Raw genomic sequence first — 26880 nt, 5'->3', positions numbered from 1 at the left:
ATTATTCACGAAAAATGAAAAATGGCGGTGATTATTCACCGCCATTTCACAATGTCTAATAGGCATATTCCTTGAACAGCGGATCAACCGATCCGTTCCATTCGGTTTCGTATTTATCGAGGAATTCCTCGGCCAGGGTACGGCCGCTTTCGGCGACGTCTTCGAGGCTGTCGAGGAAATGGCTTTCATCGTCGCCATAGGCATCCATGCGACCGCGCGCCTTAAGCCCCTGTCTGGAGACGGCCAGCACATCCTTGGCAAGGTCCTGAACGGTGCCGTTCCTGAACTTCGTGGCAAGGGCGGTACGCGGCACATCGTCGCGAAGGGCTTCGCGTTCGGCGTGGCTGAGATCCTTGATGAGATCCCATGCCGCATCCAGCGCCGCGTCATCATACAACAGACCAACCCACAGGGCCGGAAGGGCGCAGATGCGTTTCCACGGGCCACCATCCGCACCGCGCATTTCAAGGAATTTCTTGAGGCGCACTTCGGGGAAGGCGGTCGTCATGTGATCGGACCAGTCATTCATCGTCGGGCGTTCACCGGGCAGAACGTCAAGCTTTCCGGCCATGAAATCGCGGAACGATTTGCCTGCGGCATTGATGTATTTGCCATCGCGATAAACGAAATACATCGGCACATCGAGCATGTAATCGACATAACGCTCGAACCCGAAACCGTCTTCGAACACGAAGGGCAGCATGCCGCAACGATCCGGGTCGGTATCGGTCCAGACATGGGATCGTGATGACAGATAGCCGCTTGGTTTGCCATCCACGAACGGGGATGCGGCAAAAAGCGCGGTCGCAACCGGCTGAAGCGCCAGCGACGTTCTGAATTTCTTGATCATGTCGGCTTCGGAGGCGAAATCCAGATTGACCTGAATGGTCGAGGTGCGAAGCATCATGTCCAGACCAAGATTGCCGACCTTGGGCATATAGTCACGCATGATCGCGTAGCGGCCCTTGGGCATCCACGGGATATCCTTGCGTTCCCATTTCGGCTGATGGCCGACACCAAGCATTTCAATATCAAGATCACCGCAGATTTCGCGGATTTCATGAAGATGCTGATGCACTTCTCCACAGGTCTGGTGGATGTTTTTAAGCGGCGCACCGGACAATTCGATCTGCCCACCCGGTTCAAGCGAAACGGAACAGTTATCCTTGGTTAGCGCAATCACATTGCCGTTTTCAATGATCGGTTCCCAATCAAAGCGTTCGGCAAGTTGTGTCAGAAGGGTCTTTACCCCCCGTTCGCCGTCATACGGGATCGGGCGAAGATCGTTACGGGTAAAGGCGAATTTTTCGTGTTCTGTGCCGATGGCCCAGTCTTTTTTCGGTGTACAACCGGACTCGAACCATTCGACAAGCTGACGACGGCTTTCGATGACCGGGCTGTCGCCGGTGGAGGCGCTGACAGTCATAAGGGCTTCCCCTAATCTCTCGTGACCGGAGGTATCGACCAGTCGCCGATGCGATCCTGAAACACGGACAAAGCAGCAATTGCCGCAGTTTCGGCCCGCAAGATGCGCGGACCAAGGCTTACAGGCGTTGCAAAAGGCTGTTTGCGGATGCGTTCAATTTCGTCGGCGCTAAAGCCGCCTTCGGGTCCAATCACGATTGCATGGTTAACAACATTGTCGTTGTCGATAGCCGAGCCAGCGCCCTTTGCCAATAGCTGACTTAACACTTCACCAATTGGTGAGCCCGATCCCGTCTCGTCACAGAACAGCAAATGCCGGTTTTCCGGCCAGTCCGCGAGCCAATCAAGCAATTTTACCGGTGGGGCAATTTCCGGCACGCTGAGGCGTTCGCATTGCTCGGCGGCCTCGATCACCTGGGCTTGCAAACGATCAAGGCGGACCTTGTCGGTAATGCCATGTGCGGTCACGATTGGTTGCAGGGTGCCGACCCCCATTTCGACCGACTTTTCGATCAGAAAATCAAGGCGCTGCTTTTTGATCGGAGCAAAAGCCAGGATCGGGCCGCGTTCGACAATCTGGTCACGCAATTGCCGTTCGGCTGTCACCGTGCCCTTCTTTTTGCGAAGGTGGTCGATGGTCGCCAGCCATTCGCCATCAAGACCATTAAATATCTTGATGGGCGTTCCGGGCTTGAGGCGCATCACATGTTCAAGGTAATGAGACTGTTCAGGTGCGAGTTCGATCTCGCATCCCGGCGTGATAGGATCGGAAACGAATAGGCGTTGCCGGGCGCGGGTGGCGTCGTCTGTCATATATGTCCCCAGGCCGGTTATGCGGCGAAGTTCAGTTTGTTAAAGAGTTACATAGGCCAATTATGTCACAGGTCAACCAACCGATACAGAACACGAAGAACGATATGCCGTCTGATGGCTGGATCGACCGGCTCGCGCCGTTGGCCAGTCGGCCGTATCTTAAGCTGGCACGACTTGACCGTCCGATTGGCACATGGCTTCTGCTTCTGCCTTGCTGGTGGTCAACCGCCATGGCAAGCAACGGCGCGCCCAGCCTGTTGATGATGGTTTATTTTGCCATTGGTGCATTGATCATGCGCGGGGCCGGTTGCGTCGTCAACGATCTGGCGGATCGGAATTTTGACGGCAAGGTCGAACGCACGGCAACCCGCCCGATTCCCAGCGGCCAGGTCAAGGTCTGGCAGGCAATCGCATTTCTGGGTCTTTTGCTTCTGATCGGGCTTGCCATTCTGGTGCAGTTCCGGATCGAGGCGATCATTGTCGGTATCTGTTCCCTGCCACTTGTCATCACCTATCCGTTCATGAAGCGCATTACCTATTGGCCGCAGGCGGTTCTGGGGCTGACATTCAACTGGGGGGCGCTTGTCGGCTGGGCGGCTGTCACCGGAACTGTCGCACCGGCGGCGGTTGCGATGTATGTTGCAGGCTTCTTCTGGACGCTTGGTTACGACACCATTTATGCCCATCAGGACAAGGATGACGACATCAAGATCGGGGTAAAGTCACTGGCCCTTCGGCTTGGCGATGCAACCCCGCGATGGGCGATGGGGTTTTATACCGTAACCACCCTTTTGCTGGGTGTTTCGGGTGTGCTGGCCGGGTTGCACTGGATTTACTTCCCGCTTCTGGCACTGGCGTGTTTGCATCTGGCGTGGCAGGTTGCCACGGTCAAACTTGATGATTCCGCGAACTGCCTGAAACGGTTTAAATCAAACCGTGATTTCGGTTTGATGGTGCTGGCTGCCATCATCATTGCCAATCTGGTCGGCACCGGGCTTTAGTTTAGGCCCGCATACGGGCTGATCCATCCTTCATCTGCACCATTATCGAAAGACCGCCCATGATTGCACCGCTTGCCCTGATGATTGCCGGATTGATCCTTGCGGGTGTCGGGGCGCAATGGTTCGCATGGCGGGCCGGTATTCCGGCAATCGTGTTGCTGTCCATCGTCGGCCTGCTGCTGGGACCGGGAACCGATCTGATCGATCCGGTCAATGATTTCGGTACATTGTTGCAGCCGCTTATTGCGGTGGCGGTTGCGGTGATCCTGTTTGAAGGCGGGCTTGCGCTTGATTTTCGGGAACTGACGCACAGTGTCAGCGGTGTGATCCGCCTGACCACCATTGCCCCGCTTGTGGCGTGGCTTCTGGGTGCGGGGGCGGCGCATTATCTGGCCGATCTTTCATGGCCGGTGGCGGCCCTGTTTGGCGGGATCATGATCGTGACCGGCCCGACGGTGATTGCACCGCTGTTGCGTCATGCCCGACTGTCCAAGCGCCCGGCGACGCTTCTGAAATGGGAAGGCATCGTGAATGACCCTATCGGGGCCCTGTTTGCGGTGCTGGCTTACGAAGTCATTGCCGCAAGCCAGCATGGCAACGGCTTTGGCGCAGCCGTTGGTCATCTGGCGATCAACATTCTGCTGGCGGTTCTGATCGGCCTGGCGTTTGGTTTGGGGACGGTTCAGATTTTCAAGCGTGGCTGGATTCCCGAATTCCTGAAAGCCCCGCTTGTTCTTGGCGTGCTTCTGACCTGCTTTGCCGGGGCCAATGAAATTCAGGAAGAAAGCGGGTTGCTGGCCGTAACCGTGCTGGGCCTTACGATTGGCAATGCCCATTTGCTGGCGATTGATGAAATCCGCCGGTTCAAGGAAACCCTGACGGTTATTCTGGTGTCCAGCGTGTTCATCATCCTGACCGCGACACTTGAATGGTCGATGATTGCCGAACTGACATGGGGGCATGGGCTTTTTGTTCTGGCCATGCTGTTTATCGTGCGGCCGGTTTCGGTGATCGGGTCGCTGGCCTTTTCAAGGGTGAGCTGGAAAGAGCGGCTTCTGGTTGGCTGGATCGCGCCGCGCGGGATTGTGGCGGTCGCGGTTTCCGGCCTGTTCGGGACCGAACTTGTCGAACTTGGTTATGCCGACGGGGCACTTTTGATCCCGCTGGCCTTTGCGATGGTGTTTTCGACCGTGGTGCTGCATGGCTTTTCCATCCGACCGATGGCGCGCCAGCTTGATCTGGCGGTCAAAGGACCGCCGGGTGTTCTGATTGTTGGTGCGCATCGCTGGACGATTGATTTTGCAAAACGCCTTGTCGAGCTTGATATTCCGGTGGTGGTTGCCGACAGCCGCTGGCACAGCATGCGTCTGGCGCGCGAGGCCGGATTGCCAACCTATTACGGGGAAGTGCTTTCGGAAGTTTTCGAACATCACCTTGATACTTCATCGCTTGGCACGCTGATCGCGACCACGGATAACGATGCCTATAACACGCTGGTTTGTACTGATTTCGCGCCGGAATTTGGCCGCCGCGCCGTTTTTCAGACCGGCATGCACGGATCGCCCGAAGACCCGAAACGCCATAGCCAGACATTGGGCGGGTTGCCCCTGTTTTCCGAACCGATGACAACCGACGACATCCGGGAGGATTTCCGGCATGGTGCCGAAATCCGGCAAACCCGTCTGACCGACGAATTCGGCTGGGACGATTTCATTGACGTTCAGGGATGCGAACCACCGGTCATCGCCCTTGTCCGCGGGGCGCAGCTTCATATGGGGCCCGATATGCCAAAGGCAAAGCCGCGTGATATTTTGCTGTATCTTGGCCGCAATGCCCAGAACAGCCAGAAGCCTGACGAAAACCCGAAGGCGACTTCGCTTGCGCCAGAGGCACAAAGCAAGTAAGCCCCGGCAATCCGTTTCACCCCGATATGGGCCGATCATGACCGATAATGTTTTCGCCGATGCCTTGGTCCCCGAAGTCGACGATCCGCGGTTTGCTGATCTGATCGATACCTTTACCGTGCCGGCACGGGTGCCATTGGCGCCCGAAATCGAGATGTATCTGGCAACGCATATCACCCCGCTTTGGCAGGCGACGGAGGATATCCTTGGCGTGCTTGATATCCCGCCGCCCTATTGGGCGTTTGCGTGGCCCGGCGGACAGGCGATTACGCGATATATCCTTGATCATCCGGAATTGGTGCGCGGCAAAAAGGTTCTGGATTTTGCGTGTGGCGGCGGCATGCAGGCGATTGCGTGTGTCATGGCCGGGGCAGACAGCATTCTGGCAAACGATATTGATCCGGTGGCGATTACGGCAACCCGCCTGAACGCCGAACGCAATGGCGTTGCCTTTGAAACCACGACCGAAAACTTTGTCGGCACGGAATCAGCCACACGCCGCTGGGATGTGATTTTTGCCGGTGATGTCTGCTATCAGCAGGATATGGCCAATGCGGTATTGCAATGGCTGATGGGCGAGGCACGGCTTGGCACGCGGGTCATTCTTGCCGATCCGGGCCGGACATATGCCCCGACGCACAATATCGACGAACTTGAAACCTATGACGTGCCAGTCGATGTCGCGGTCGAGGATGTCGACACCAAATTCACCCGGATCTGGCAGCTTTTGCCAGATCGCGATAAATAGCCCGTCCTCATAAGGCACGAAGTGCCAATATGAAAACGCGCGCAAGACATCCTTGCGCGCGTTTTCTGTTTCTCGATCGGTTCCGGTTCGAAGCCCGGTTCAGCCTTCAACGACGCGATAACGGCAGTTGCAGTTATCAACGTGCTGCCATGCCAGTTTCGACCAAGCCTTTTCGGCATCCTTGAAGGTCGCAAACGGGCCGTGGCGTTCTTCTTCGCCGCCGACCGGCTTTTCGAAATCGGTGGTTTCGTATTCGCCACCGACAACCCAGTATTCTTCAAGGCGTTCGATGCGGTAACGCGAATTGGCGTCGTCAACCGACTGCCAGGCCATTTTGGACCATTCTTTTTCCGCGTCTTCGAAGCTGCCAAACGGACCGACTTTGGTTTCTTCGCCGATCGGCTTGTCAAAACCGGTATCCTGATAGGTGCCCCCGATAACCCAGTACTTGGCCATCTGTGCGTCCTTCATGCTTTGGTGAATGTCGACAGGCCGTGCAGGGTGGTGCTGCGCAACCCGGTTTCCTGCCCTTGTATAACCAAATCCGTCTGCGACCGACACCACCAATTTGGTCAATATTGCCATTCAGTCGACGCATGGACGACCAGAAGGCGACAATTTTCCTTTTTATTCTGACGGTTCGCTCTGCCGGATCGCCGCTTTGGGTGGCAGATATCCCAAATGATTTGGTGGGCACAAAGAGCAAAAGGAAAACAAAATGAACATAACACATATCAAGCGTGCCGGTCTTGCTGGCGTTATTTCGATCACCGCGGCCCTGTCTGCCTGCGGCACACCATCGGCGACCCCGGATATTGATGTTCAAAGTGACGACATGGAAGAAGCCAGTGCGACGGTTGTTGCGTCGGGATACAGCCCGTTAACCGGTACCGCATTGGTCAATACGATCAATGATCAGACCTTTTCCTATCGTGACGAGGGCAAGGAAACCAATGTGAATGTCACCTATTTCCAGAATGGCAAGGCATCGATCACCTGGATTGACGAGGATGGTGATCGCGGCATGCGCGAAAAACTCTGGACCATCGAACAGGGGCAATATCTGTGTCTTTGGGGACGGGATGAAGAAGACGATTGCATGTCGGTCCTGACCAAGGCGGGCCAGTTGGCAACCATCGATAATGATGGAAACGTCGCCTATTACACCAATCGCTCGTCGTAATTTTCCTGTCTGGCATCTGCTCCCTTCCCCACCGATAAGGGAGTGGATGCTGGACATCGCGCCTGCACCGTATTAATTCGTGAAACAACAGATTTATTGTTGGCCCGGTTTGTCGCTGGCCCGGCTATTGCCAGCTCAGACCGACCGACTTCACAGATTGTGGTGCCCATGCCCTATCAATCCCTTCGCGATTTCATCGACGCGCTTGAAAAGACAGACCGTCTGGTCCGGGTGAGCGAACCGGTTTCCCCCTATCTTGAGATGACGGAAATCCAGACGCGCCTTCTGGCCGAAGGTGGCCCGGCGGTCCTGTTTGAAAATGTCATTGGCGAAGATGGCCAGAAATATGACATCCCGGTTCTGGTGAACCTTTTTGGCACCGTGGACCGCGTGGCGGCCGGCATGAACCGCAAACCCGAAGAATTGCGCGAAGTCGGTGAAACGCTGGCATTTCTCAAACAGCCCGAACCGCCCGGAAGCCTCAGGGAAGCATTTTCAATGCTGCCCTTGGCCAAAACCGTAATGGCGATGAAACCCAAAACGGTTTCCAAGGCCCCCTGTCAGGAAATCGTCCTTGAGGGCGATGACATAGATCTTTCAAAATTGCCGATCCAATCGTGCTGGCCGGGGGAGCCGGCCCCGCTGATCACGTGGCCGCTGGTGGTGACGCAGGGCCCGACCGCCAATGAAAAAGGCGGCGATAAACGTGATGTGTTCAATCTTGGCATCTATCGCATGCAGGTTCTGGGCAAGAACAAGGCGATCATGCGCTGGCTGAAACATCGCGGCGGGGCGCAGCATCATGCGCGATGGAAAAAGGAAAAGCGCGATCCGTTGCCCGCCGCAATCGTCCTTGGTGCCGATCCGGGTACGATCCTTGCCGCCGTGACCCCGGTTCCCGATACGCTTTCAGAATATCAGTTTGCCGGATTGCTGCGCGGGGAGAAGGTCGAGCTGGTGGAGTGCAAAACCGTTCCGCTGAAAGTCCCGGCGACCGCCGAGATCATTCTGGAAGGTTATGTGTCGCTGGATGAATACGCGCCCGAAGGGCCGTATGGCGACCATACCGGTTATTATAACTCGGTCGAGGAATTCCCGGTCTTTAACATCACCGCAATCACCATGCGCAAAAAGCCGATCTATCTGTCGACCTTTACCGGTCGCCCGCCAGATGAGCCGTCGGTGCTTGGTGAGGCGCTTAACGATGTTTTCGTGCCATTATTGCAGCAGCAATTCCCTGAAATCGTCGATTTCTGGCTGCCACCCGAAGGATGTTCGTATCGCATCGCGGTCGTGTCGATGAAAAAAGCCTATCCGGGGCATGCCAAGCGCGTGATGATGGGGGTTTGGTCGTTCCTGCGGCAATTCATGTATACGAAATTCGTCATTGTCGTGGATGACGATATTGACGTGCGAGACTGGAAAGACGTGATGTGGGCGATTTCGACCCGCATGGACCCGGTGCGCGACATCACCACCGTGACCGAAACCCCCATCGACTATCTTGATTTCGCATCACCTGAAAGCGGCCTTGGCGGCAAGCTTGGCCTTGACGCGACCAACAAGCTGCCCCCCGAAACCCATCGGGAATGGGGCGAAAAGATTTTCATGGAAGACGAGATTATTGACCGGGTTGATGCCAAATGGGATCGATACGGATTGCCGGGATCGGGCAAGAAAATCTGGCGGGATTAAATTCCCTGAAACACCATGTCCAGTGCGTCGGTGAGGACGAATTTTTCAGAAAACTCACCGACCACCTCTCCGAGTTCGGCGACCGTTACTGTCGCAATGAACTGTGGAAGCAAAACCCATCGGGTGTCGCCAATCATAATGACCGGGTTCAAACGCCCGATTGGTTTTGGTATTTCAGAATGCGGACGAAGCGGCACAACCACACGCGTAATCATATCGGCAAGAAGATCGGCCTGCACATCCACAACATATCCGTTGGCAAGCTTATGGATATCATAACGTGCCATCAGAATTTTCGATGCGATGCCAGTGGAATACCGTGCGTTTCAACATAGTCATTGCTGGCCTGTATCGCCGCACTGTTTTCCTTTTTCCAGATTTCGGCCTGTCGTTTTAAGACAGCGTCTCTCAGTCCGGCCTCGGCACTGCGTGAAATATTGATTCCAAGCTGCTTTGCCGTTTCCAGAAGTTCGGAATCAAGACTGACATTGGTTGCCTTGCGGGTATGTTTGTTCGTAACAGCGCCCATAATTCCGCCCATAATTCATGTGCATCATATATGCGCATTATATCACGCATAGTCTCTTGCCTCAATTCCGGAAGAACATCCAGTGTTCACCGCTTTCGTCCGGCTTTTCCGACCAGAAGAATTGCGGCGCGTCGCACATGAAATCATCGACCCGCACGGCGATATTGCAAAAGTCGCCATTGCCAATGACATCGCGGATATATTCAGGATCGTTGACCTGCCAGCTCATGACCGGCGGGGCGGTTTTATCGTCGATGCAAAGGGCGTATTGTTCCGATTGCGCAAACGGGATCTGTTTGAATTCGGAATGCAATTGACCATTGTGCCTGGTGACCATCAGGACATCGAAAAACGGTCCCTCGGGATTGTCACGATCCACCCAGCCGACGATCTGGTCATTGATATCGTCACAGGTAAAATCCCCGACCAGAACCTGATGACGGTTTTGCGCGGCATATTGTCCGGCCTGAATGCGCATTTCGCGGTAAAGATCATTGGCGGTGACTGGTGCTGCCATCGTATCGCTTGGTGCCGCGGTTTTGGCTTCTTGCGCATCAGCTTGCAACATCGTCAGGGAAGTGCCCAGAAGCAGTGTTGCCACAAACAGGTTTCGCACGTGTGTTTCCCGTCATTCTCTTGCAGGTTTCCGGTTCGTCCCGGTTCGGATTTCAGGTCATAATAGCAACTTGCGAAGAAAAAATGACCAAAGATCGGCTTTCGCCAAATGGATCATTCAAATGTGCGTCAGACGGTATCTGGTTGGGTCTTTCAGGCGACTGCCTTTTCTTGCCCTTTGCGAAAAGCGATCAGCCTGCCTATAACCATAGGAAACCACATTCCGACCAAAGGGAGCTTCCATGCCCAAAACCGATATGACACTCGATCGCATCACCGACCTGCTGGCGCGCGCAAAAAAGGCGGGTGCCGACGATGCGGATGCCGTTTATGTCGAAGGCACGTCACTTTCGGTATCGCAGCGACTGGGCAAGATGGAAAAGCTTGAACGATCCGAGGGGGCCGATCTTGGCCTGCGTGTTCTGATCGGCAAGCAGCAGGCGGTTGTGTCGTCATCCGACACCAGCGAAAGCGCGTTGAACGAACTTGTCGAACGCGCCGTTGCGATGGCGAAGAACGCCCCCGAAGACCCGTTCTGTGGCATTGCCGATCCCTCCGAACTGGCCGAAACATTTGATGTCGAGGCGCTTGAGCTTTGCGAGCCGGGCGAAGTCAGCCAGGAAAAACTGATGGCATGGGCGACCGCCTGTGAAGAGGCTGCACGGTCGGTTGAAGGTATCACCAATTCCGAGGGCGCGGATGCCGGTTGGGGCACCCACCAGATCACGCTTGCCGCGACCAACGGCTTTGCCAATTCCTATGCCGGCAGCGGCAGCCACATTTCCGTATCGGTCCTTGCCGGAACCGGCACCGGGATGGAACGCGATTATGATTATGACAGTGCGGTGTTTTCGACCGATCTGCGCGATCCGGTCGATATCGGCCTTAAGGCGGCGGAAAAGACTCTGAAACGGTTGAACCCGCGCAAGGTCAAAAGCACGCAGGTTCCGGTGATTTATGACCCGCGTGTTTCGGCATCCCTCGTCGGCCATCTGGCCGGTGCGATCAACGGATCGGGTATTGCGCGCGGCACCAGCTTCCTTCTGGATGCCATGGGCAAGGAAATCTTTGCGCCGGGGATCAACATCATTGATAACCCGCACCGCAAACGTGGCCTGCGGTCCAAACCGTTTGACGCCGAAGGTGTCGCCAACGAAAAGCGCCATCTGATTGAAAATGGTGTTCTGAAAACCTGGATCATGGATTTGCGGTCCGCCCGCCAGCTTGGCCTGAAATCGACCGGCAACGCATCGCGCGGGGCCGGAAGCCTGCCGGGACCATCCACCACCAACCTTTACATGGAACCGGGCACCATTTCGCCCGCCGACATGATCAAGGATATCAAGCAGGGCCTTTACATCACCGAAATGATCGGCAGCAGTGTCAACGGCGTGACCGGCGATTATTCGCGCGGGGCATCGGGCTTCTGGATCGAAAATGGCGAGCTGGCCTATCCGGTTTCCGAAATCACGGTTGCCGGAAACCTGAAGGACATGTTCAAAACGGCCATTCCGGCCAATGATCTGACCTTCAAATACGGCACGAATGCCCCGACAATCCGGATTGATGGCATGACGCTGGCCGGGCAATAAGCCAAAATTACCCAGATGTGATTTGTAACAGGGGTGCGTTTTGCGCATCCCTGTTTTCATTTTGGCGGCCATTGCATTGGTCGGCATAGGCTTGAGGCACCATAACCCGCACCGGATAAGGCGACAGGCTGATTTCACACGGCAGTTTACCGGCACTTTCGCCGTCAATCTGCAAGGGTGCGGGGCCGCAATGGCTGGTGATGGTCAGACGTTCGGTCTGCACCACCGACACGTCGGTTTGCGCATGCAACCGGTTCAGGGTCAAAGCAATCCCGTAGCGTGCCAGCGCCATAAAGCCGCTGCCGGGCATCAGCACGACATCAAGGCTGTTATCGGTCAGTTTGGCATCGGGGGAAATAACAAACGCCCCGCCATAATGTTTGGCATGGGTCGCAACCACACCGGCAACGCGATATTGTTCGCGCCCGATATTAACTTCGAAATCGCGGTGATGCGGAAAGATAATATTGCGCAAACCTTCGATCACATAGGCACCCTTGCCGATCAGTCGTTTGAGTTTCAGTGACACATTTGCGACCGTATCGGCATCCGCCCCCATGCCGACCATCAAAAAGAATGCCCGGCCATTGACCAGACCGGGCCGCACCCAAACCTGGGCCGGATTGTTGATATAATCGGCAATCGCCTGTGCGCGGATTTCAAGCCCGACCTCGACCGCCAGAACATTGGCCGTTCCCAGCGGAATGATGCCAAGCGGCGGGACTTCGTGGCCTTCGATTTGCGCATCAAGCAGGCCGTTGAGGGCCTCGTTCAGTGATCCATCGCCACCGGCAACAAACAGCCGTTGATGGGCACGAACCTTGCGCGCCAGTTCGCGAGCATGACCGGGATGGGTTGTCTGTAACAATTCAACCTTTACACCGGCTTTTTGCAAAATGCTTGAAAGGAAACGTTGTTTATTCCCGCCAGCGCGCGGATTGAAGATAACAGTCACCCCGGAATGGGTCATTGCGAAAAACTTCCGTAATAAAAATGAAACATTACTTTCGCGTTCTCTTTATAGAAAATGAAACATGTAACAGTATATTGACAGAACCGATAAATTTATATGAACGGGTTATATATTCGCGCGATTTGTTTTAAACCATTACTGGTTGGGGACACTATTCGGCATGTAAAACCGTCGAATTCCAGCCATCCTTTTGGCAGGATACGGAGGAGCGGCAATGACAGCGATGACGCTGCAACCGCATTACCGCACGATCTGGATTTCGGACGTCCATCTCGGAACGCGTGGATGTCAGGCAGATCTTCTTTTGGATTTCCTCAATGAAGTGACGGCAGATACCTATTATCTGGTCGGCGATATCATTGACGGCTGGCGGCTCAAGAAAAGCTGGTACTGGCCCGAAAGCCACCACGCCGTTATCACGACAATCATGGAAAAGGCCAAGAACGGGGCAAAGGTCATTTTTGTCCCCGGCAACCATGATGAATTCGCCCGTGAGTTTGTCGATATGACCTTTGGACATGTCGAAGTCAAGATGAACGACATTCACGAGACGGCGGATGGCAAAAAGCTTCTGATCATTCACGGCGACGAGTTTGACGGTGTGGTCAAATATGCCAAGTGGCTCGCCTATCTTGGGGATACGGCCTACAACCTCGCGATTGTCCTGAACCGTTATTATAACGGCATCCGTCGCAAACTGGGTTACGGATACTGGTCACTGTCGGCCTATCTTAAGAACCGGGTCAAGAACGCCGTTCAGTTCGTCTGCAATTTTGAAAATGCAGTCGCCCACGAAGCTGCCAAGCGCAAGGTGGACGGTGTTGTATGCGGCCATATCCATCATGCCGAAAAACGCATGATTGGCGATGTCCTTTACTGCAATGACGGCGACTGGGTTGAAAGCTGCACGGCCCTTACCGAAGACCAGAACGGCAAGCTTGAACTGCTGTACTGGGCTGAAATGCGCCAGATGGCGATGACACATTCCCAACCCGGCCGCGATGCTGCCAGTGCCCCATCCCTTGGATTGGGCAAACTGATGTCGCTGTTTCGGGTTGTCGGGGACAATAATCGTGCTGCCAATGCCAGTTCCAAAAAGAACAGCGGCACGCCAATTGGAAAGACCGCATGAGAATTTTGATCGTATCCGATGCCTGGTATCCCCAGGTAAATGGTGTGGTGCGCACCCTTGAAACCGTGCGCAGCGAACTGGGCGAGATGGGACATGATGTGCATATCATCTCGCCTGATCAATTCCGGACGATCCCCTGCCCGACCTATCCTGAAATCCGGTTGGCCCTGTTTGCCAAACGCAAACTGGCCCGGATGATTGATGCCCTGCAACCGGTTGCGATCCATATCGCGACCGAGGGCCCATTGGGTCAGGCGGCACGTGCTTATTGCCTGAAACGCGAACTACCGTTTTCATCAGCCTATCACACCCGGTTCCCGGAATATCTGCATGCGCGGACACGGCTGCCGCTTTCGATTTCCTATCGCGGGATGCGGCGGTTCCATAACAAATCACAATCGGTCATGGTGGCCACGGAATCGCTTCGCGAAGAGCTGGCTGATCGCGGCTTTAACAGGCTGAATATCTGGTCGCGGGGCGTTGATCTTAACCTGTTCAAACCACGACCCGATGCAAGTTTCGGGGATTTCCCAAAACCGCACTGGCTGTTTGTCGGTCGGGTGGCGGTTGAAAAGAATATCGGCCATTTCCTTGACCTTGACCTGCCGGGGACAAAATTTGTTGTCGGCGACGGGCCGCAACTGGCGGAACTCAAATCAAAATACCCGAATGCACAGTTTCTTGGGAAAAAGGTTGGTGAAGAACTGGCTGTCTGTTTCGCATCGGCAGACGTTTTTGTCTTCCCAAGCAAAACCGATACCTTTGGCCTTGTTATTCTTGAGGCCCTGGCATCGGGAACCCCGGTTGCGGTATTCCCGGTTCAGGGGCCCGCCGACATCGTGCGCGGGACCAAGGCAGGTGCCATTGATGCCGACCTTCGCAAGGCGGCGATGGCGGCCCTTGAACTTGACGGCAAGGATGCGCGCGCACTCGCAGAACAATATAGCTGGCGCAATTCCGCCAGTCAGTTCCTGCATAATCTGGCACCGTTTTCGGGCGGGTTTGACGGGGCGGCAGCCAAACGTCTTGCCGTTGAAGACATAACAGAAGCAAAAGAACCGGCGATTGTCATGCCGGCGCAATAACCGGCAGCCGTTTATTTTCTGGCAAGCTGGGAGCCGTCCTGCGGGGTTTCTTTCCCTCGCAGGCTTCTGCGTAGAGTGCCATATGCCCGCATCGCATTGATCGCATCCGTCCCAAGCCACCGACGGAACGGTTTAAGCGCGACATAAACCGGCCGGATAACCGCCACGATACGGGACAGAGGTTTCATCTGTGGTGCGGTCATGCCACTGCGGCTCAGATAAGCCTGCCATCCGGAACGCAAAAGATCGGGACGACGTTTAAAACCGCGCTGTATGGAAAACACAAACAGCAGAATGTCGCGCGCCTGTGCGTCGGGCAATGGCATACGTTTATTGGGGTCTTCTTCGAAATCAATAAAACCGATCCTGCCATCATCCCGAATGGTCATGTTGCGCAAAAGAGGGGCGCCATGCGCAAAACCATTGGCATGCAAATCCGCCAATGCAGTTCCGGCCATGGCAATCAGTTCAGCGACACGTGCTTCATCCCCAGCCTTGACCGCATCGCTGATTACGGTTTGCAAGATCGCCCCGTTATCGCCAATAGCGATCCAGTTATCGGCGACTTCGAGAAGATCAGGCACCAGAACGCCTGCACGGTTCAGGGCATGAAGGACTTCAGCCTCGCTTGCCAGACCGGCCTTGCCGCCTGGCGACACTGTCGGGCGCAACATCGGTATCCGCGTCAGGGTTGCGACAAAACGCTGCAGGCGGTGCCAGCCCTTTTGCTTTGGCCGGACAGCCTGTTTGATCCAGATACGCCGTCCTTTCCACCGCAATGGAAAAACCCGTGCGCCAACACCTTGGGCAATCGTCTGTTCCACGATATCGTGGAGTTGCTCTGTCATTTTTTTATCTTATATGTCGTTTTTCGTGGCCTGCATTCCTGCAGGCCCTGTCAGTATCAGTTAAGTTACGTTGCTGCGGCTTGCCGCACCTGCCCGGGCATGCTAGCAACAGCCCGGAAAGATCAAGATATTCATGATGCCTCATCCATATAGATAGTGTCGGACTGACACAATCGGAAATGGCGTCGCACGACCGGGAAGAATTCATTGCCAAAGCATTCGCTAGATCACACGACGGAACATTGGAATACGTGGCCAATGATCAGACGCATCGTTCAGGATGCGGTTGCCCCTTATTTCGGCAAGATTATCCTGGCTCTGATTTGCATGGCGCTTATGGCTGCCGCGACTGGCGGTTATGCCTATCTGATGGATCCGGTGATTAACGAGGTCTTTGTCAAAAAGAACCCGGCGATGCTGGTCCCTGTCGGGGTTGCTGTCCTTGCGGCTTTTGCGCTGAAAGGCTTTGCCAACTATGGGCAGTCGGTTTTGATGAGCTATGTCGGTGGTCGCATCCTTGCCGATATTCAGAACAAGCTTTACGAACATGTCATCCGACTTGATATCGGGTTCTTCCACAATACCAATACCGGCAAACTGATCACGCGTTTCACCAGCGATATCACCGCGATGCGGGCCGCCGTTTCCGTATCACTGACCGGCTTTGGCAAGGACTTTTTGACCGCCATCGTGCTGATTGGCGTCATGTTCTATCAGGACTGGCAGCTTGCCATCATTGCGTTTACGGTATTTCCCGCCGCCATCCTGCCGATTGCCCGCCTGGGCAAGCGAATGCGCAAGGTTTCCGCCAACACCCAGCAACAGATTGGTGAATTTGCAACCCTCCTTGAACAAACTTTCCAAGGTGTCCGCCATGTCAAAGCTTATGGCATGGAACCCTATGAATGTTCGCGGATGGAAAAGCTTGTTGAAACCGTCTTTGATCTGAGCTTCAAGGCGCAGAAAGTCAGCGCACGTTCGTCCCCTATCATGGAAACACTCGGCGGCGCTGCGATCACGACCATCATTATTTACGGCGGTAGCCGCGTCATTGACGGGGCAAGCGATCCGGGCAGTTTCTTTTCGTTCATCACGGCCCTGTTGCTGGCCTACGAGCCGGTCAAGCGCCTTGCCAATATCAATATCAACCTGCAGGCCGGTCTTGCAGCATCGCAGCGCGTGTTTACCGTCCTTGATATCGAACCGGAAATTCGCGATGCCGACGATGCCAAAACGCTTCAGGTCAAGGGCGGCGCCATCCAGTTCAAGGATGTTTCCTTTTCTTATAACAATGAAACGACGGCGCTGCGTAACATCAGCCTTGATATAGAGGCCGGTCAGACGATTGCCCTTGTCGGGCCATCGGGTGCCGGTAAATCGACCATCCTGAACCTGATCCCGCGGTTTTATGATATCAATGCCGGTGCAATCACGATTGATGGTCAGGATATCCGCGATGTAACGCTCGAAAGCCTGCGATCAGCGACCGCACTGGTCAGCCAGGAAATCACGCTGTTTGACGATACGGTTCGATCCAACATCGCCTATGGCCGATTTGGCGCAAGCGATGCCGAAATCGAAGAAGCCGCGCGTCATGCAGCAGCCCATGATTTCATCCTGCAGCTTGAAAACGGTTATGACACCATTGTCGGCGAACATGGTGTGAAGCTTTCAGGCGGCCAGCGCCAGCGGATCGCGATTGCACGTGCGATGTTGAAAAACGCCCCGATCCTGCTTCTGGACGAGGCAACATCGGCCCTTGATACGGAATCGGAACGCCACATTCAGGGGGCCCTGACCGAATTGATGAAAGGACGGACAACGCTTGTCATCGCGCACCGCCTTTCGACGATTGTCGATGCCGACAAAATTTGCGTCATTCAGAACGGGCATGTTACCGAACAGGGACGCCATGAAGAATTGCTTGCGCTTGGAGGGGCTTACGCCAATCTCTATAATCTGCAATTCTCGGAAGAGAGCGATAACTAGGCCGACAGAAATCGGGATAAACTGGCGTGCAGTTTCATAAGCGGATCATAAAAAGCGATCAGGCGCGCAGCACTTTGTGCTGGCTTGCGGCAACCTATATCCGGTTCATTCGTCTTACCGGTCGCTGGCACACGGAAGGTGGCGATCATCCTGCGCATTTCCTGACCGAAGGAAAACCCTTTATCGTGGCTTTCTGGCATCAGCGGTTGCTGATGATGCCCTATACATGGCGTTCGGTTGCGGGGAACCGACCGTTTAACATGCTGATTTCATCGCATCGCGACGGTGAAATCATTTCCCGCACCATCGGCCATTTCGGAATTGCGACAATTGCCGGGTCAACCGGACAAGGCAAGGGCGGCGCGGCAGCGTTGCGGCGTATTCTCAAGGCCCTCAAGTCTGGCGAAGTCGTCGGCATGACCCCGGATGGACCGCGCGGACCACGCATGCGGATTTCCGATGGCATCGTTCAGGCCGCACGACTGGCCGAAGTCCCGATTTTCCCACTGACCTATTCTGCCTCAAGACGCCGCGTTTTTGGCAGCTGGGACCGGTTTGTTTTGCCGCTTCCATTTTCAAAAGGTGTCTTTAGCTGGGGCGATCCCATCCATATCCCGCGCGATCTGGATGATGACGGATTGGAAGAAAAGCGGCTGGAACTTGAAGCAGCTTTGACCAAGCTGACACAGGAAAGCGATGCCAAGCTTGGCCTTGACGTGATTGAACCAGCCGGACCGGATGAACTTCCCAAACAGAAGCGGTCGGCCGTGGCGGCGGCGGCAGAACAGGAAACGGCCAAATGAGCCTGTTTTACGCCTATCGCGTTGCGACACGGCTTTTGGGTCCGGTACTTGGTCTTTATCTGCAACGGCGCAAAAAACGCGGCAAGGAAGATGCAGGAAGGATCGGCGAACGGTTCGGTCATGCCAGCGCATTGCGCCCGAAGGGAAAGCTGGTCTGGATACACGGGGCCAGCGTTGGCGAATCCCTTTCCGCCCTGCCGGTGATTGATGCCCTTCGCACGCGTTTTCCCGATGTGTCGATACTTGTCACCACCGGCACCGTCACATCCGCGGCAATGATGTATCAACGCCTTCCGGAAGGTGTGATCCATCAGTTTATTCCAATTGACCGACAGGTCTGCGTTGCGCGTTTCCTGCATCACTGGAAACCTGATGTTGCACTTTGGCTTGAAAGCGATTTCTGGCCCAACATTCTGACAAAGGCCAAAAAGGCGGGGACCAGACTGGCACTTCTGAACGGTCGTATCTCGGCTCGAAGTTTTAAAAGCTATTCCCGGTTCCCTTCCTTCATTACCCCGGTGATTTCGGCCTTTGACCTGATCCTAAGTCAGGGGGCAGAGGAAACCGGGCGTTTCATCGCATTGGGGGGAACCGATGTTCGTGCGGTCGGGAACCTGAAATTCGCAGCCCCCGCCCTGCCGGTTGATAGCGACACGTTGTCCGAACTCAGGACACAGATTGGCAATCGTGCCGTATGGCTTGCCGCAAGTACGTTTGACGGCGAAGAAGCCGCATGCGCGCAGGTTCATAAAAGCCTTGCCAGCAAACATGAAAACCTTCTGACGGTGATCGTTCCCCGCCATTCTGATCGGGCCAACGATATCGAAACCGACCTGATCGCAAAGGGCCTGCGCGTGGCGCGCCGAAGCCTTGGCCATGTGATTACCGATCAGGTTGATGTTTATCTTGGCGACACCATGGGCGAGATGGGGCTTTATTACCGGCTTGCACCGGTATGCCTGATCGGCAAGACCCTTTGCGCATCGGGTGGGCAAAACCCGCTGGAACCAGCAAGGCTTGGCTGTGCGATCCTGCATGGCCCGGATATGAGCAACTTTAACGAAATCAGCCGCGAACTTCTTGCCGCCAGGGCATGCCGTCCGGTTGCCGATATCGATGATCTGGCCCGGCAGGTTGATACCCTTCTGACATATCCGGAAAAGGCCCGGGAACTGGCAAATGCTGCGCTGGAATATGCCAATTCCAAGGCCGAGGTGCTTGATCGGACGATGGATGCAATCGCGCCGCTTTTAATCAGCGAGGCCGCCAATGCGCGCCCCTGATTTCTGGCAAGCGGATGGTTTCTGGGCCAAGGCATTATCGCCCCTGTCGCTGCTGTGGCGGGCGGGTGCGGGCATTCGCGCCATGAAAACAACCATGCGTCATCCCGGATGCAAGGTTTTCTGCGTTGGCAATTTTACCATCGGCGGTGCTGGAAAAACCCCGACGGCAATCGCGCTTTATCACACGTTGCACCATATGGGCATCAACGCCCATTTTCTGAGCCGTGGCTATGGCGGGCGTGAAATCGGCCCGCATCGCGTTGATCCGGCGACCGATACGGCCTCCGATGTCGGTGATGAGCCGCTGCTTTTGGCACATACCGCCACAACGTGGGTTTCGCGTGACCGGGGCATGGGGGCCGAAACCGCCCGTAATGCCGGGGCCGATGCGATTATCATGGATGACGGACTGCAAAACCCGTCCGTGATCAAGGATTGCAGCTTTGCCGTTGTCGATAGTGGTTTCGGCATTGGGAATGGTCGCGTGATCCCGGCTGGGCCGATGCGCGAAACACTTGAACAGGGCTTGGCAAAAGTCCACGCCATTATCCTGATTGGAGATGGCAATCCGCCATTTCTGGCAAATCTTCCTGCCTCTGTCCCGGTTCTGAGAGCCCGAGTTGTGCCTTGCAACGGTGTCGAGTTTGACGGTCGCAGGGTCCTTGCATTTGCGGGCATTGCCCGCCCGGCGAAATTCCATGACAGCCTGCGTACCGTTGGTGCCAATATTGTTGCCAGCGTCGATTTCGCGGACCATCATCCGTTTCGCACAAATGAACTGGCTAACCTGCGCCAAAGGGCCGCAGCCCTGAACGCGGATCTGGTAACAACGGAAAAAGATCTGATGCGCTTGCCTGTCGCGGCGCGCAACGGCATAAGCACACTTGGCATCAAACTGGAATTCGAAGCCCCGGACCAGCTTGAGAAAATCATTAAAGCGGTATTGTCTGATGGCTGAACGCAGCGCCTTTTACAAAGCACGCCAGAAATATGTTTCCCACCCTTTACAGGGGCTTGGTGCCTATTTGCTGTTTGGCTTTTTCAAGATCATGCCGATTGATCTTGCGTCTGCCATCGGCGGTCGGCTTCTGCGCGCGATTGGCCCGAAACTTGGGCAAAGCAAGAAAGCCCGAAATAATCTCGTCAAGGCTTTTCCGGAAAAGTCAGCCGAAGAAATCGAAGCCATCATTACAGATATGTGGGAAAATCTCGGTCGTAGTGCGGCAGAAATTCCCCATCTTCCAACGCTCGATTGCGGAAGCCCCCGCCTTGAAATCGTCGGTCTGGAAAACGGTATGGCGACAAGGGAAGATAACAAACCCGGTCTGTTCTTTACCGGCCATATGGGGAACTGGGAAGTTTCGACCAAGATTGGCGATGCGCTTGATATGGAAATGATGACCATTTATCGCGCACCGGATAACCCCTGGGTCGATAAACTTTTCAAAAGCGTTCGCAAGGGATTTCGCGGCGAACTGGTGCCAAAGGGTGCCAAAGGTGCACGAAAATTTGCCGCCTTCCTGAAAAAAGGTGGCCACGCAGCCCTATTGGTCGATCAGAAGCTCAATAACGGGATCGCCGTACCTTTCTTTGGCCGCGATGCGATGACGGCCCCCGCACTGGCACAATTTGCCCTGAAATACGATTGCCCGGTCATTCCGGTGAGGGTCGAGAGGTTGAGCGGTGCCAATTTCCGGATGACGTTTTACCCGGCGCTGACAATTATCCCCACCGAAGACCGCGAGGCAGATGTCCTTCGTATCATGACCGAAGTGAACGCCATCATGGAAGGCTGGATCCGTGAACGGCCGGCACAATGGCTTTGGCTTCACAAACGCTGGCCGAACTAAGCGGCAATTATCACGCTGGCATTAACCTAATTGGAACGACCTTGCACCAGACTGGTGGGCACCTCACCACAATCTCCGGGGAAGTTTCTTTTTGCTGCGTTTCGTCGTCCCGCTTTTCCTGATCCTTATTGCATCGATGTTTGCGGTCTGGCCGTCCTTTGCGCTTGAGGGCGACATCGGCAAGATCGAAAGCAGTTCAAAAAATGTGCGCATACGGATTGCCGAGCTGGATCAGCAGTTGCGCACACATCTGCAAGAAGCGGTCGAAAAATTCGGCGATCGCCAGATCGAATGCGGTGCCAGCGGCGAAAAGAAATCACTGTCAGATTGCATTGCCGAAGACGACGATAACCTGACGCAAGCCAAACTATCGATTGCACGCGCCAAAGATCGCGACGCGGAAGAAAGCCCGCTTGATGAACTGGCGGCAACCGAAGAACGTTTTGCCATGTTCATCGAACGTCTTAACAAAACCAACGACCTTCTGTCCCGTGCCGGGGCAACAATGTATCGGACCAGCTTCGACATCACACCGGAAATGGATCAGTTGCGCCGACAGGTTATTGTCTATGTCGAACGCAAACAGGAATATGATCTGCGCCTGAATCAGGCGATGTTGATCGCGGGTGTAACGCTTGTCCTGATCGCTATTTTCGCGATGATCTTTTTCGCCACACGCCGCATTCGGGGAAATTAGGATCAGCATCCTTTGTTGCAGGACAAATTGCGTTGATAATGTGATCAAACCCCGTTACCGACTGGCTCAAGAGCGATCGTCCGAGGAAACTAAGAAATAATGACACAGGCCTATTGGCAGGACATTCTGGTTGCATTGCGCCAGATCATTCGCGCAACCGATCTGCATTCCAAACGCATGATGAAAGCCTGTGGCCTGACCATCCCGCAGGTGATGGTCCTGCGCGCGATTGACGAATTGCAGAACGTTACGGTGCGCCGCATTTCCAATCATGTGTCCCTTAGCCAGGCAACGGTCACAACAATCCTGAACCGCCTTGAACAGCGCGGGCTGGCAGAACGCCGCCGCAGCACCACGGACAAGCGCGTGGTCAATACGGTTCTGACAGAGGCAGGTCAGAATGTTCTGAAAGCAGCCCCAACCATGCTGCACGAAGAATTCATATCCCAATTCGAAGCCCTGCCCGATTGGGAAAAAACGCAGCTTCTGTCATCCATGCAGCGGGTCGCGACAATGATGAATGCGGAAAAGATTGATGCGGCCCCATTGCTTGACGTCCGCCCTGCCGACGAAATTCCGCGTTAGGTCGGTTCAAACCGGATTACAGGTCGGCAATCACCACTTGGTGGCCATTACGTCTGGCATCGCCGACGGCGTTGAATTTCTTCCCATCGCGACTGACCTTGGCGGCGTGAACACCGCCAAAGAACATATCCTCCGTATCCCAGCGTTGCTGGTTTTCAAGGCTAAGACCATCCAGAAGCGATCCGTCAAATCCCGGTTCGACAGACAAAAGACTGTCTTCGACATGAAGCCGCGGTGCCGCCACCGCCCCATGCAGGGTCATGTCATAGGCATCGATATTCAGCATCACCTGCAACATGGTCGAACGAATGCGGTTTGACCCGCCAGAACCCAGTGCAATCGCATCACCATTGCCCGCCAGATACAGGGCCGGGGTCATCATCGAGGTCATCCGCACACCGCAGGGCCAGTGATGGAACCCGTCGGGTGACAGATCGGCTTCGCCCAGCATGTTATTGAGCATGATACCAGTCCCCGGCACCATGCGCCCGGAACAGGACCCGTTTGAAATCGTCGCCGCGGCAAGATTGCCATCGCCATCAACCACGGAAATATGGGTCGTGCCATTCTGGCTAAGCGGGCGTTCGCCAATCATAGACCGGTAGGATTCGCAAAATTCGTCGGCAAGGATTGTCGGGCTTGCGCCATGTTCGCTGCGTGCCAGCCCGGTGGCATGAAGAATGCGCGAAATGGCTTCGAGATGACGGGCCGATCCAAATGCCCCGAGTTCAATTTCACGCGCAAGCTTAAGCCCGAAGCCAACCAGAACCCCGCCCGACGCCGGTGGCGGGTTTAAAACAAACCGCCCGTTGCGCCCGGCAATCAATAGCGGATCACGGACCAGAACGCGGTATGCCGCCAAATCCGCCCCTGTCAGATAGCCGCCATATTCCCGGCATTCCGTCACCAAGGCATGACCAAGATCGCCGTGATAAAAACCGTCCGATCCGGTCCGCAGCAAATATTCGATGCTGTCGGCCATATCAGCCTGACGAAGAATGGAGCCCTCGTCTGGCAATTCAAATCCGTCTTCGTCCTGATGCCCCGCTGCACCGAAAACGGCCCGGCTATCTTTGGAAAAAGCCAGAAGCGGGGTTACGATCCCCATGACATACCGTTGAAACGCATCCAGCTTGATCCCGTCGCGTGCGGCTGTAATTGCCGGTTCGGCCAGCATCGCCATCGGCAGGGATCCAAGATCGTCATGCAGCTTGAAAATACCGGCAACCACGCCCGGTGTTGCAACCGAACCGTATCCACCGTGAAATTCCTGGGTAACGCCACCGGAAAATGTCGCAAACCGGCTTTCGAATTCAAGTTCTTCGCGCGGGCGTTTGGCAAGCGGGGTTTCGACAAAAAAATCATAAAGCCGGGGCGGTTTTCCCGCCGGGCGTGCCATGACAAACCCGCCGCCGCCCAATGATGCCAGAACCGGCTCCGCCACGCACGCCGTCCACATCGCCGCAGTGACCGCATCAAAGGCATTGCCGCCCGCCTCAAGCACATCGGCAGCCGCGCGTGCGGTGACATCATGTCCTGCGGCGACGGCTCCGTGCTTTTTCATGGCAGAGGTTCCTTATTGTTTATTCGTCATCAATTGCTGGCCTTCGCCTTTGCGGCCTTTTTTGCATCTTCCATCGGCGGCACAAGCAGGGCGGCGTCAACACGGGCATCCCCGACATTGATCCGCCAATCCAGATGCGGCCCGGTTGCCCGGCCACTTGCCCCGACCTTGGCAATCGGATCACCCTGCCGAACGACATCGCCGACTTTCACATCGATTTCCGACAGATGCAAAAAGGCCGAAACCATGCCAAGCCCGTGATCAATAAACAGGGTCGCCCCGGAAAAATACATATCGGGATGCGCCAACGTCACAATCCCGTCCGCCGGGGCCACGACCTGTGTGCCGGTGGGAACGGCAATATCCACCCCCCAATGCGGGGCGCGCGGTTCACCATTCAAGATGCGTTGCGATCCATAGACACCGCTGATCGGGCCCAGAACCGGCCAGATAAAGCCGTTCTTGTAAAATTCCTGGGTAAACCGTTCGACGCGCGCTTCGCGGGCCTGACGCGAATCATCCCTGATCCGTTCCATGACCTCCGGGTCCGGCGTCACCATCTTGGGCGGCAGGCCATCAATCCGCTGGATATCGAATTCACGATCACCGATGTCATAGGCATATTCTTCGACTGCCCCATCAGCCTTGCGCAGTGTCAGCTTCGCCGGCCCCTCGTAATCGCGCGGGAAGCCAAGGATAAACGCCCCGTCCGGGCCAATCGTATCAATGGCCGTGCCATCCAGAAGGATGCTGCTTCCGGGCTCGGCCTGACCGAACACGATGCCGCCCTGAACAAACTGGCCCTGATAGGTCGGCTCGGCCGCGATTGCCCCAACGCATGACGCCATCAAACCGGTTGCCGCCAAAAACATCTTCATTGCGAAACGCATTACAGAAGGCTCCCTTGCCTGTCGTCATCTTTGGGGGCCGGGTCTTTTTTCCGGGCCGGTTTCGGTTTGGCAGCCGATTTCGGCGCGACCGTGGCAACCGGTGCCGCCTCGGATGCTCCAGAGGAATACGTCCCTGCTGTTACATCGGCACGTCCATCCTGCATTTCCAGAATGTAACCCTGCCCGGCAATTAAATCCGATGCTTTGCCAATCAAACCTTCATCCGCACCGCGCACCACGGCAAAGCCGCGTTTGAGAACATTGCGATACGAATAGCTTTCCAAAAGACGATCATACCGCGCCAGTCCTTCGGCTTCGCGGTTCAGGATATTTTTAACCGCCGCCTGCATCCGACCGGCCAGATCATCGATCTGTTTGCGGTCGCGTGTGATATCGCGTCTGGCATTTGCCGGGCGAAGTCCGGCGGCGGCCTGATCAAGACGTGCCTTTTGCATCTGGATGGCGGATTTGATCGCCCCATCCAGTCGCAGACCGGCATTTTCCAATCGCCCGCGTTTTTCCGAAAGCTGTTCACGCGGGCTAACCAACCGTGCCCCGGCTTCGTTCAGGCGTGCGCGCGCCTGCTGCAAGACACTGCCTGCTGCACGAGGCAGCCGGTCGGCCCAGTTATCAAGGGTCTGGCTGCGTTCCTCAAGCATCCGGCGCGGATCGCCAAGACCACGCGCAAGACTTTCAAGGGCGGTGCGTTTTTCCACACCAAGCCGACGGACCGCCTGCGTCAGACGAAGGCCGTCTTCCTCGACCTGACCGATCAGATCAAGCCGCACCGGAACGGCCTTTTCCGCGGCCCCCGTCGGAGTAGGCGCACGCAGGTCAGACACAAAATCAATCAGGGTGGTATCGGTTTCATGACCGACTGCAGAAATCACCGGAATGTCGGATTCCGCCACCGCGCGGGCAATGATTTCCTCGTTAAATGCCCAAAGGTCTTCAAGCGATCCGCCACCGCGCGCAACAATCAGGACATCGGGGCGCGGAATATTGCCATAGGGCAAAAGATCATTGAAACCGCGCACGGCCTGCGCGACCTGTTCGGCGGCACCGGTTCCCTGTACCAATACGGGCCATAACAGAACCCGGCGCGGGAAACGTTCGCGCAAACGATGCATGATATCGCGGATCACCGCCCCGGTCGGGGATGTTACAATCCCGATGACATCGGGCAGGAACGGGATCGGCTTTTTGCGATCCGCATCAAACAGTCCTTCGGCGGCAAGTTTCTTTTTGCGTTCTTCCAGAAGTTTCAGAAGCGCACCTTCGCCGGCAACCTCCATCGTTTCGATGACAATCTGGTATTTTGATCGCCCGGGGAATGTCGTCAATCGGCCGGTTACAATGACTTCCATGCCGTCTTCGGGTGCGATGCCAAGTTTGGATGCCTGCCCGCGCCAGCAAACACCATCCAGCACCGCCTGATCGTCTTTGAGTGCCAGATACATGTGACCGCTGCTTGCGCGCTTGAAGCCGGAAATCTCGCCGCGCACACGCACAAACGAAAACGCATCCTCGACCGTGCGTTTAAGCGCATTGGAAAGATCGGAGACCGAAAATTCCGGGAGATTTCCCGGTTTCGCGGGTTCTTCGGGCATGGGGGCGAACGGGTCGAACAAATCTTGCGTCATCAAGGGCACTTTATGCTAAAAGCCCGCATAAAT

Annotated in this window: 26 protein-coding genes; 15 read left to right on the top strand and 11 right to left on the bottom strand. The window is 55.5% G+C overall.

Features of this window, described 5'->3' with window-relative positions:
• Positions 1 to 55: 55 nt before the first annotated feature.
• Together ABIE64_RS15265 and ABIE64_RS15260 are read right to left on the bottom strand one after the other, a co-directional pair.
• Positions 56 to 1426, bottom strand: coding sequence for a glutamate--cysteine ligase (locus tag ABIE64_RS15265; RefSeq protein WP_354377874.1), 1371 nt, complete (start codon positions 1424 to 1426; stop codon positions 56 to 58).
• Between the two features lie 11 nt (positions 1427 to 1437).
• Positions 1438 to 2238 carry a 16S rRNA (uracil(1498)-N(3))-methyltransferase gene (locus ABIE64_RS15260; protein WP_062950612.1) on the bottom strand — a complete coding sequence of 267 codons (801 nt, stop codon included), beginning with the start codon at positions 2236 to 2238 and terminating at the stop codon, positions 1438 to 1440.
• Positions 2239 to 2300: 62 nt separating this feature from the next.
• On the opposite strand from ABIE64_RS15260, the gene ubiA reads away from it, so the two are divergent.
• The 3 genes from ubiA to ABIE64_RS15245 are packed head-to-tail and all read left to right on the top strand — an operon-like array spanning position 2301 to position 5891.
• A complete protein-coding gene (ubiA, locus tag ABIE64_RS15255; protein WP_354377873.1) occupies positions 2301 to 3239 on the top strand; it encodes a 4-hydroxybenzoate octaprenyltransferase in 939 nt (312 codons plus the stop codon).
• Between the two features lie 59 nt (positions 3240 to 3298).
• Positions 3299 to 5143, top strand: a complete 1845-nt coding sequence (locus ABIE64_RS15250; RefSeq protein WP_354377872.1) for a cation:proton antiporter — start codon at positions 3299 to 3301, stop codon at positions 5141 to 5143.
• A 37-nt stretch (positions 5144 to 5180) separates the two neighbouring features.
• Positions 5181 to 5891: a class I SAM-dependent methyltransferase gene (locus ABIE64_RS15245; protein ID WP_354377871.1), complete on the top strand. Its 711-nt coding sequence runs from the start codon at positions 5181 to 5183 to the stop codon at positions 5889 to 5891.
• 99 nt (positions 5892 to 5990) lie between these two features.
• On the opposite strand, the gene ABIE64_RS15240 is transcribed toward ABIE64_RS15245, so the two are convergent.
• Complete coding sequence (locus ABIE64_RS15240; RefSeq protein ID WP_007091209.1) at positions 5991 to 6347, bottom strand: DUF4170 domain-containing protein; 357 nt, start codon at positions 6345 to 6347, stop codon at positions 5991 to 5993.
• Between the two features lie 262 nt (positions 6348 to 6609).
• Between ABIE64_RS15240 and ABIE64_RS15235 the strand changes: the two genes are divergently transcribed.
• Together ABIE64_RS15235 and ABIE64_RS15230 are read left to right on the top strand one after the other, a co-directional pair.
• A complete protein-coding gene (locus ABIE64_RS15235) occupies positions 6610 to 7074 on the top strand; it encodes a hypothetical protein (protein ID WP_354377870.1) in 465 nt (154 codons plus the stop codon).
• A gap of 168 nt (positions 7075 to 7242) precedes the next feature.
• Positions 7243 to 8769, top strand: coding sequence for a UbiD family decarboxylase (locus tag ABIE64_RS15230; protein WP_354377869.1), 1527 nt, complete (start codon positions 7243 to 7245; stop codon positions 8767 to 8769).
• On the opposite strand, the gene ABIE64_RS15225 is transcribed toward ABIE64_RS15230, so the two are convergent.
• The 3 genes from ABIE64_RS15225 to ABIE64_RS15215 all read right to left on the bottom strand — a co-directional run bounded on the left by ABIE64_RS15225 (position 8766) and on the right by ABIE64_RS15215 (position 9914).
• Positions 8766 to 9056 (bottom strand): CcdB family protein, encoded by a 291-nt coding sequence (locus tag ABIE64_RS15225; RefSeq protein WP_354377868.1) that lies wholly within the window; start codon positions 9054 to 9056, stop codon positions 8766 to 8768. The genes ABIE64_RS15230 and ABIE64_RS15225 overlap by 4 nt on opposite strands.
• Positions 9056 to 9298 (bottom strand): type II toxin-antitoxin system CcdA family antitoxin, encoded by a 243-nt coding sequence (locus ABIE64_RS15220; RefSeq protein WP_007091213.1) that lies wholly within the window; start codon positions 9296 to 9298, stop codon positions 9056 to 9058. The genes ABIE64_RS15225 and ABIE64_RS15220 overlap by 1 nt, the downstream gene beginning before the upstream one ends.
• 61 nt (positions 9299 to 9359) lie before the next feature.
• Complete coding sequence (locus ABIE64_RS15215; RefSeq protein WP_354377867.1) at positions 9360 to 9914, bottom strand: hypothetical protein; 555 nt, start codon at positions 9912 to 9914, stop codon at positions 9360 to 9362.
• A gap of 241 nt (positions 9915 to 10155) precedes the next feature.
• Between ABIE64_RS15215 and ABIE64_RS15210 the strand changes: the two genes are divergently transcribed.
• Complete coding sequence (locus tag ABIE64_RS15210; RefSeq protein WP_354377866.1) at positions 10156 to 11505, top strand: TldD/PmbA family protein; 1350 nt, start codon at positions 10156 to 10158, stop codon at positions 11503 to 11505.
• Positions 11506 to 11512: 7 nt separating this feature from the next.
• On the opposite strand, the gene ABIE64_RS15205 is transcribed toward ABIE64_RS15210, so the two are convergent.
• Positions 11513 to 12475, bottom strand: a complete 963-nt coding sequence (locus ABIE64_RS15205; RefSeq protein WP_341363292.1) for a diacylglycerol/lipid kinase family protein — start codon at positions 12473 to 12475, stop codon at positions 11513 to 11515.
• Between the two features lie 217 nt (positions 12476 to 12692).
• Here ABIE64_RS15205 and ABIE64_RS15200 point away from each other — a divergent pair, with 217 nt between their 5' ends.
• Positions 12693 to 13610 carry a UDP-2,3-diacylglucosamine diphosphatase gene (locus ABIE64_RS15200; protein ID WP_114095542.1) on the top strand — a complete coding sequence of 306 codons (918 nt, stop codon included), beginning with the start codon at positions 12693 to 12695 and terminating at the stop codon, positions 13608 to 13610.
• Positions 13607 to 14695 carry a glycosyltransferase family 4 protein gene (locus ABIE64_RS15195; RefSeq protein WP_071239447.1) on the top strand — a complete coding sequence of 363 codons (1089 nt, stop codon included), beginning with the start codon at positions 13607 to 13609 and terminating at the stop codon, positions 14693 to 14695. Before ABIE64_RS15200 ends, ABIE64_RS15195 begins: the two co-directional genes overlap by 4 nt.
• A gap of 11 nt (positions 14696 to 14706) precedes the next feature.
• Here ABIE64_RS15195 and ABIE64_RS15190 read toward each other — a convergent pair whose 3' ends face one another.
• Positions 14707 to 15543, bottom strand: coding sequence for a BUD32 family EKC/KEOPS complex subunit (locus ABIE64_RS15190; RefSeq protein WP_354377865.1), 837 nt, complete (start codon positions 15541 to 15543; stop codon positions 14707 to 14709).
• A gap of 258 nt (positions 15544 to 15801) precedes the next feature.
• Between ABIE64_RS15190 and ABIE64_RS15185 the strand changes: the two genes are divergently transcribed.
• The 7 genes from ABIE64_RS15185 (at position 15802) to ABIE64_RS15155 (ending at position 22750) form a co-directional block, all read left to right on the top strand.
• Positions 15802 to 17532: an ABC transporter ATP-binding protein gene (locus ABIE64_RS15185; RefSeq protein WP_354377864.1), complete on the top strand. Its 1731-nt coding sequence runs from the start codon at positions 15802 to 15804 to the stop codon at positions 17530 to 17532.
• A 26-nt stretch (positions 17533 to 17558) separates the two neighbouring features.
• Entirely contained in the window at positions 17559 to 18335 is a 777-nt protein-coding gene (locus tag ABIE64_RS15180) for a lysophospholipid acyltransferase family protein (protein WP_063093281.1), read from the top strand.
• Positions 18332 to 19618 (top strand): 3-deoxy-D-manno-octulosonic acid transferase, encoded by a 1287-nt coding sequence (locus tag ABIE64_RS15175; protein WP_354377863.1) that lies wholly within the window; start codon positions 18332 to 18334, stop codon positions 19616 to 19618. Before ABIE64_RS15180 ends, ABIE64_RS15175 begins: the two co-directional genes overlap by 4 nt.
• Positions 19605 to 20576 carry a tetraacyldisaccharide 4'-kinase gene (gene lpxK / locus ABIE64_RS15170; RefSeq protein WP_354377862.1) on the top strand — a complete coding sequence of 324 codons (972 nt, stop codon included), beginning with the start codon at positions 19605 to 19607 and terminating at the stop codon, positions 20574 to 20576. Before ABIE64_RS15175 ends, lpxK begins: the two co-directional genes overlap by 14 nt.
• Positions 20569 to 21468 carry an LpxL/LpxP family acyltransferase gene (locus ABIE64_RS15165; RefSeq protein ID WP_354377861.1) on the top strand — a complete coding sequence of 300 codons (900 nt, stop codon included), beginning with the start codon at positions 20569 to 20571 and terminating at the stop codon, positions 21466 to 21468. Before lpxK ends, ABIE64_RS15165 begins: the two co-directional genes overlap by 8 nt.
• 91 nt (positions 21469 to 21559) lie before the next feature.
• Positions 21560 to 22165, top strand: a complete 606-nt coding sequence (locus ABIE64_RS15160) for a hypothetical protein (protein WP_037991048.1) — start codon at positions 21560 to 21562, stop codon at positions 22163 to 22165.
• Positions 22166 to 22264: 99 nt separating this feature from the next.
• Positions 22265 to 22750: a MarR family winged helix-turn-helix transcriptional regulator gene (locus ABIE64_RS15155; RefSeq protein ID WP_063093276.1), complete on the top strand. Its 486-nt coding sequence runs from the start codon at positions 22265 to 22267 to the stop codon at positions 22748 to 22750.
• 16 nt (positions 22751 to 22766) lie between these two features.
• Here the strand turns inward: ABIE64_RS15155 and ABIE64_RS15150 are convergent, their stop codons facing one another.
• The 3 genes from ABIE64_RS15150 to xseA are packed head-to-tail and all read right to left on the bottom strand — an operon-like array spanning position 22767 to position 26847.
• Positions 22767 to 24314, bottom strand: a complete 1548-nt coding sequence (locus tag ABIE64_RS15150) for a gamma-glutamyltransferase family protein (protein WP_354377860.1) — start codon at positions 24312 to 24314, stop codon at positions 22767 to 22769.
• A gap of 29 nt (positions 24315 to 24343) precedes the next feature.
• On the bottom strand, positions 24344 to 25204 hold the full coding sequence (locus tag ABIE64_RS15145; protein ID WP_354377859.1) for a M23 family metallopeptidase: 861 nt from the start codon (positions 25202 to 25204) through the stop codon (positions 24344 to 24346).
• On the bottom strand, positions 25204 to 26847 hold the full coding sequence (gene xseA, locus ABIE64_RS15140; protein WP_354377858.1) for an exodeoxyribonuclease VII large subunit: 1644 nt from the start codon (positions 26845 to 26847) through the stop codon (positions 25204 to 25206). The genes ABIE64_RS15145 and xseA overlap by 1 nt, the downstream gene beginning before the upstream one ends.
• Positions 26848 to 26880: the final 33 nt, after the last annotated feature.

The sequence above is a fragment of the Thalassospira sp. MBR-102 genome (assembly GCF_040549275.1).
GTDB lineage: Bacteria > Pseudomonadota > Alphaproteobacteria > Rhodospirillales > Thalassospiraceae > Thalassospira > Thalassospira xiamenensis.
This window is presented reverse-complemented; position numbering and strand designations above follow the sequence as displayed.

Coding starts and splice junctions, on each gene's coding strand:
- ABIE64_RS15265 (WP_354377874.1), bottom strand. CDS start 1,426: ATGACTGTCAGCGCCTCCACCGGCGACAGCCCGGTCATCGAAAGCCGT.
- ABIE64_RS15260 (WP_062950612.1), bottom strand. CDS start 2,238: ATGACAGACGACGCCACCCGCGCCCGGCAACGCCTATTCGTTTCCGAT.
- ubiA (WP_354377873.1), top strand. CDS start 2,301: ATGTCACAGGTCAACCAACCGATACAGAACACGAAGAACGATATGCCG.
- ABIE64_RS15250 (WP_354377872.1), top strand. CDS start 3,299: ATGATTGCACCGCTTGCCCTGATGATTGCCGGATTGATCCTTGCGGGT.
- ABIE64_RS15245 (WP_354377871.1), top strand. CDS start 5,181: ATGACCGATAATGTTTTCGCCGATGCCTTGGTCCCCGAAGTCGACGAT.
- ABIE64_RS15240 (WP_007091209.1), bottom strand. CDS start 6,347: ATGGCCAAGTACTGGGTTATCGGGGGCACCTATCAGGATACCGGTTTT.
- ABIE64_RS15235 (WP_354377870.1), top strand. CDS start 6,610: ATGAACATAACACATATCAAGCGTGCCGGTCTTGCTGGCGTTATTTCG.
- ABIE64_RS15230 (WP_354377869.1), top strand. CDS start 7,243: ATGCCCTATCAATCCCTTCGCGATTTCATCGACGCGCTTGAAAAGACA.
- ABIE64_RS15225 (WP_354377868.1), bottom strand. CDS start 9,056: ATGGCACGTTATGATATCCATAAGCTTGCCAACGGATATGTTGTGGAT.
- ABIE64_RS15220 (WP_007091213.1), bottom strand. CDS start 9,298: ATGGGCGCTGTTACGAACAAACATACCCGCAAGGCAACCAATGTCAGT.
- ABIE64_RS15210 (WP_354377866.1), top strand. CDS start 10,156: ATGCCCAAAACCGATATGACACTCGATCGCATCACCGACCTGCTGGCG.
- ABIE64_RS15205 (WP_341363292.1), bottom strand. CDS start 12,475: ATGACCCATTCCGGGGTGACTGTTATCTTCAATCCGCGCGCTGGCGGG.
- ABIE64_RS15200 (WP_114095542.1), top strand. CDS start 12,693: ATGACAGCGATGACGCTGCAACCGCATTACCGCACGATCTGGATTTCG.
- ABIE64_RS15195 (WP_071239447.1), top strand. CDS start 13,607: ATGAGAATTTTGATCGTATCCGATGCCTGGTATCCCCAGGTAAATGGT.
- ABIE64_RS15190 (WP_354377865.1), bottom strand. CDS start 15,543: ATGACAGAGCAACTCCACGATATCGTGGAACAGACGATTGCCCAAGGT.
- ABIE64_RS15185 (WP_354377864.1), top strand. CDS start 15,802: ATGATCAGACGCATCGTTCAGGATGCGGTTGCCCCTTATTTCGGCAAG.
- ABIE64_RS15175 (WP_354377863.1), top strand. CDS start 18,332: ATGAGCCTGTTTTACGCCTATCGCGTTGCGACACGGCTTTTGGGTCCG.
- lpxK (WP_354377862.1), top strand. CDS start 19,605: ATGCGCGCCCCTGATTTCTGGCAAGCGGATGGTTTCTGGGCCAAGGCA.
- ABIE64_RS15165 (WP_354377861.1), top strand. CDS start 20,569: ATGGCTGAACGCAGCGCCTTTTACAAAGCACGCCAGAAATATGTTTCC.
- ABIE64_RS15155 (WP_063093276.1), top strand. CDS start 22,265: ATGACACAGGCCTATTGGCAGGACATTCTGGTTGCATTGCGCCAGATC.
- ABIE64_RS15150 (WP_354377860.1), bottom strand. CDS start 24,314: ATGAAAAAGCACGGAGCCGTCGCCGCAGGACATGATGTCACCGCACGC.
- ABIE64_RS15145 (WP_354377859.1), bottom strand. CDS start 25,204: ATGCGTTTCGCAATGAAGATGTTTTTGGCGGCAACCGGTTTGATGGCG.
- xseA (WP_354377858.1), bottom strand. CDS start 26,847: ATGACGCAAGATTTGTTCGACCCGTTCGCCCCCATGCCCGAAGAACCC.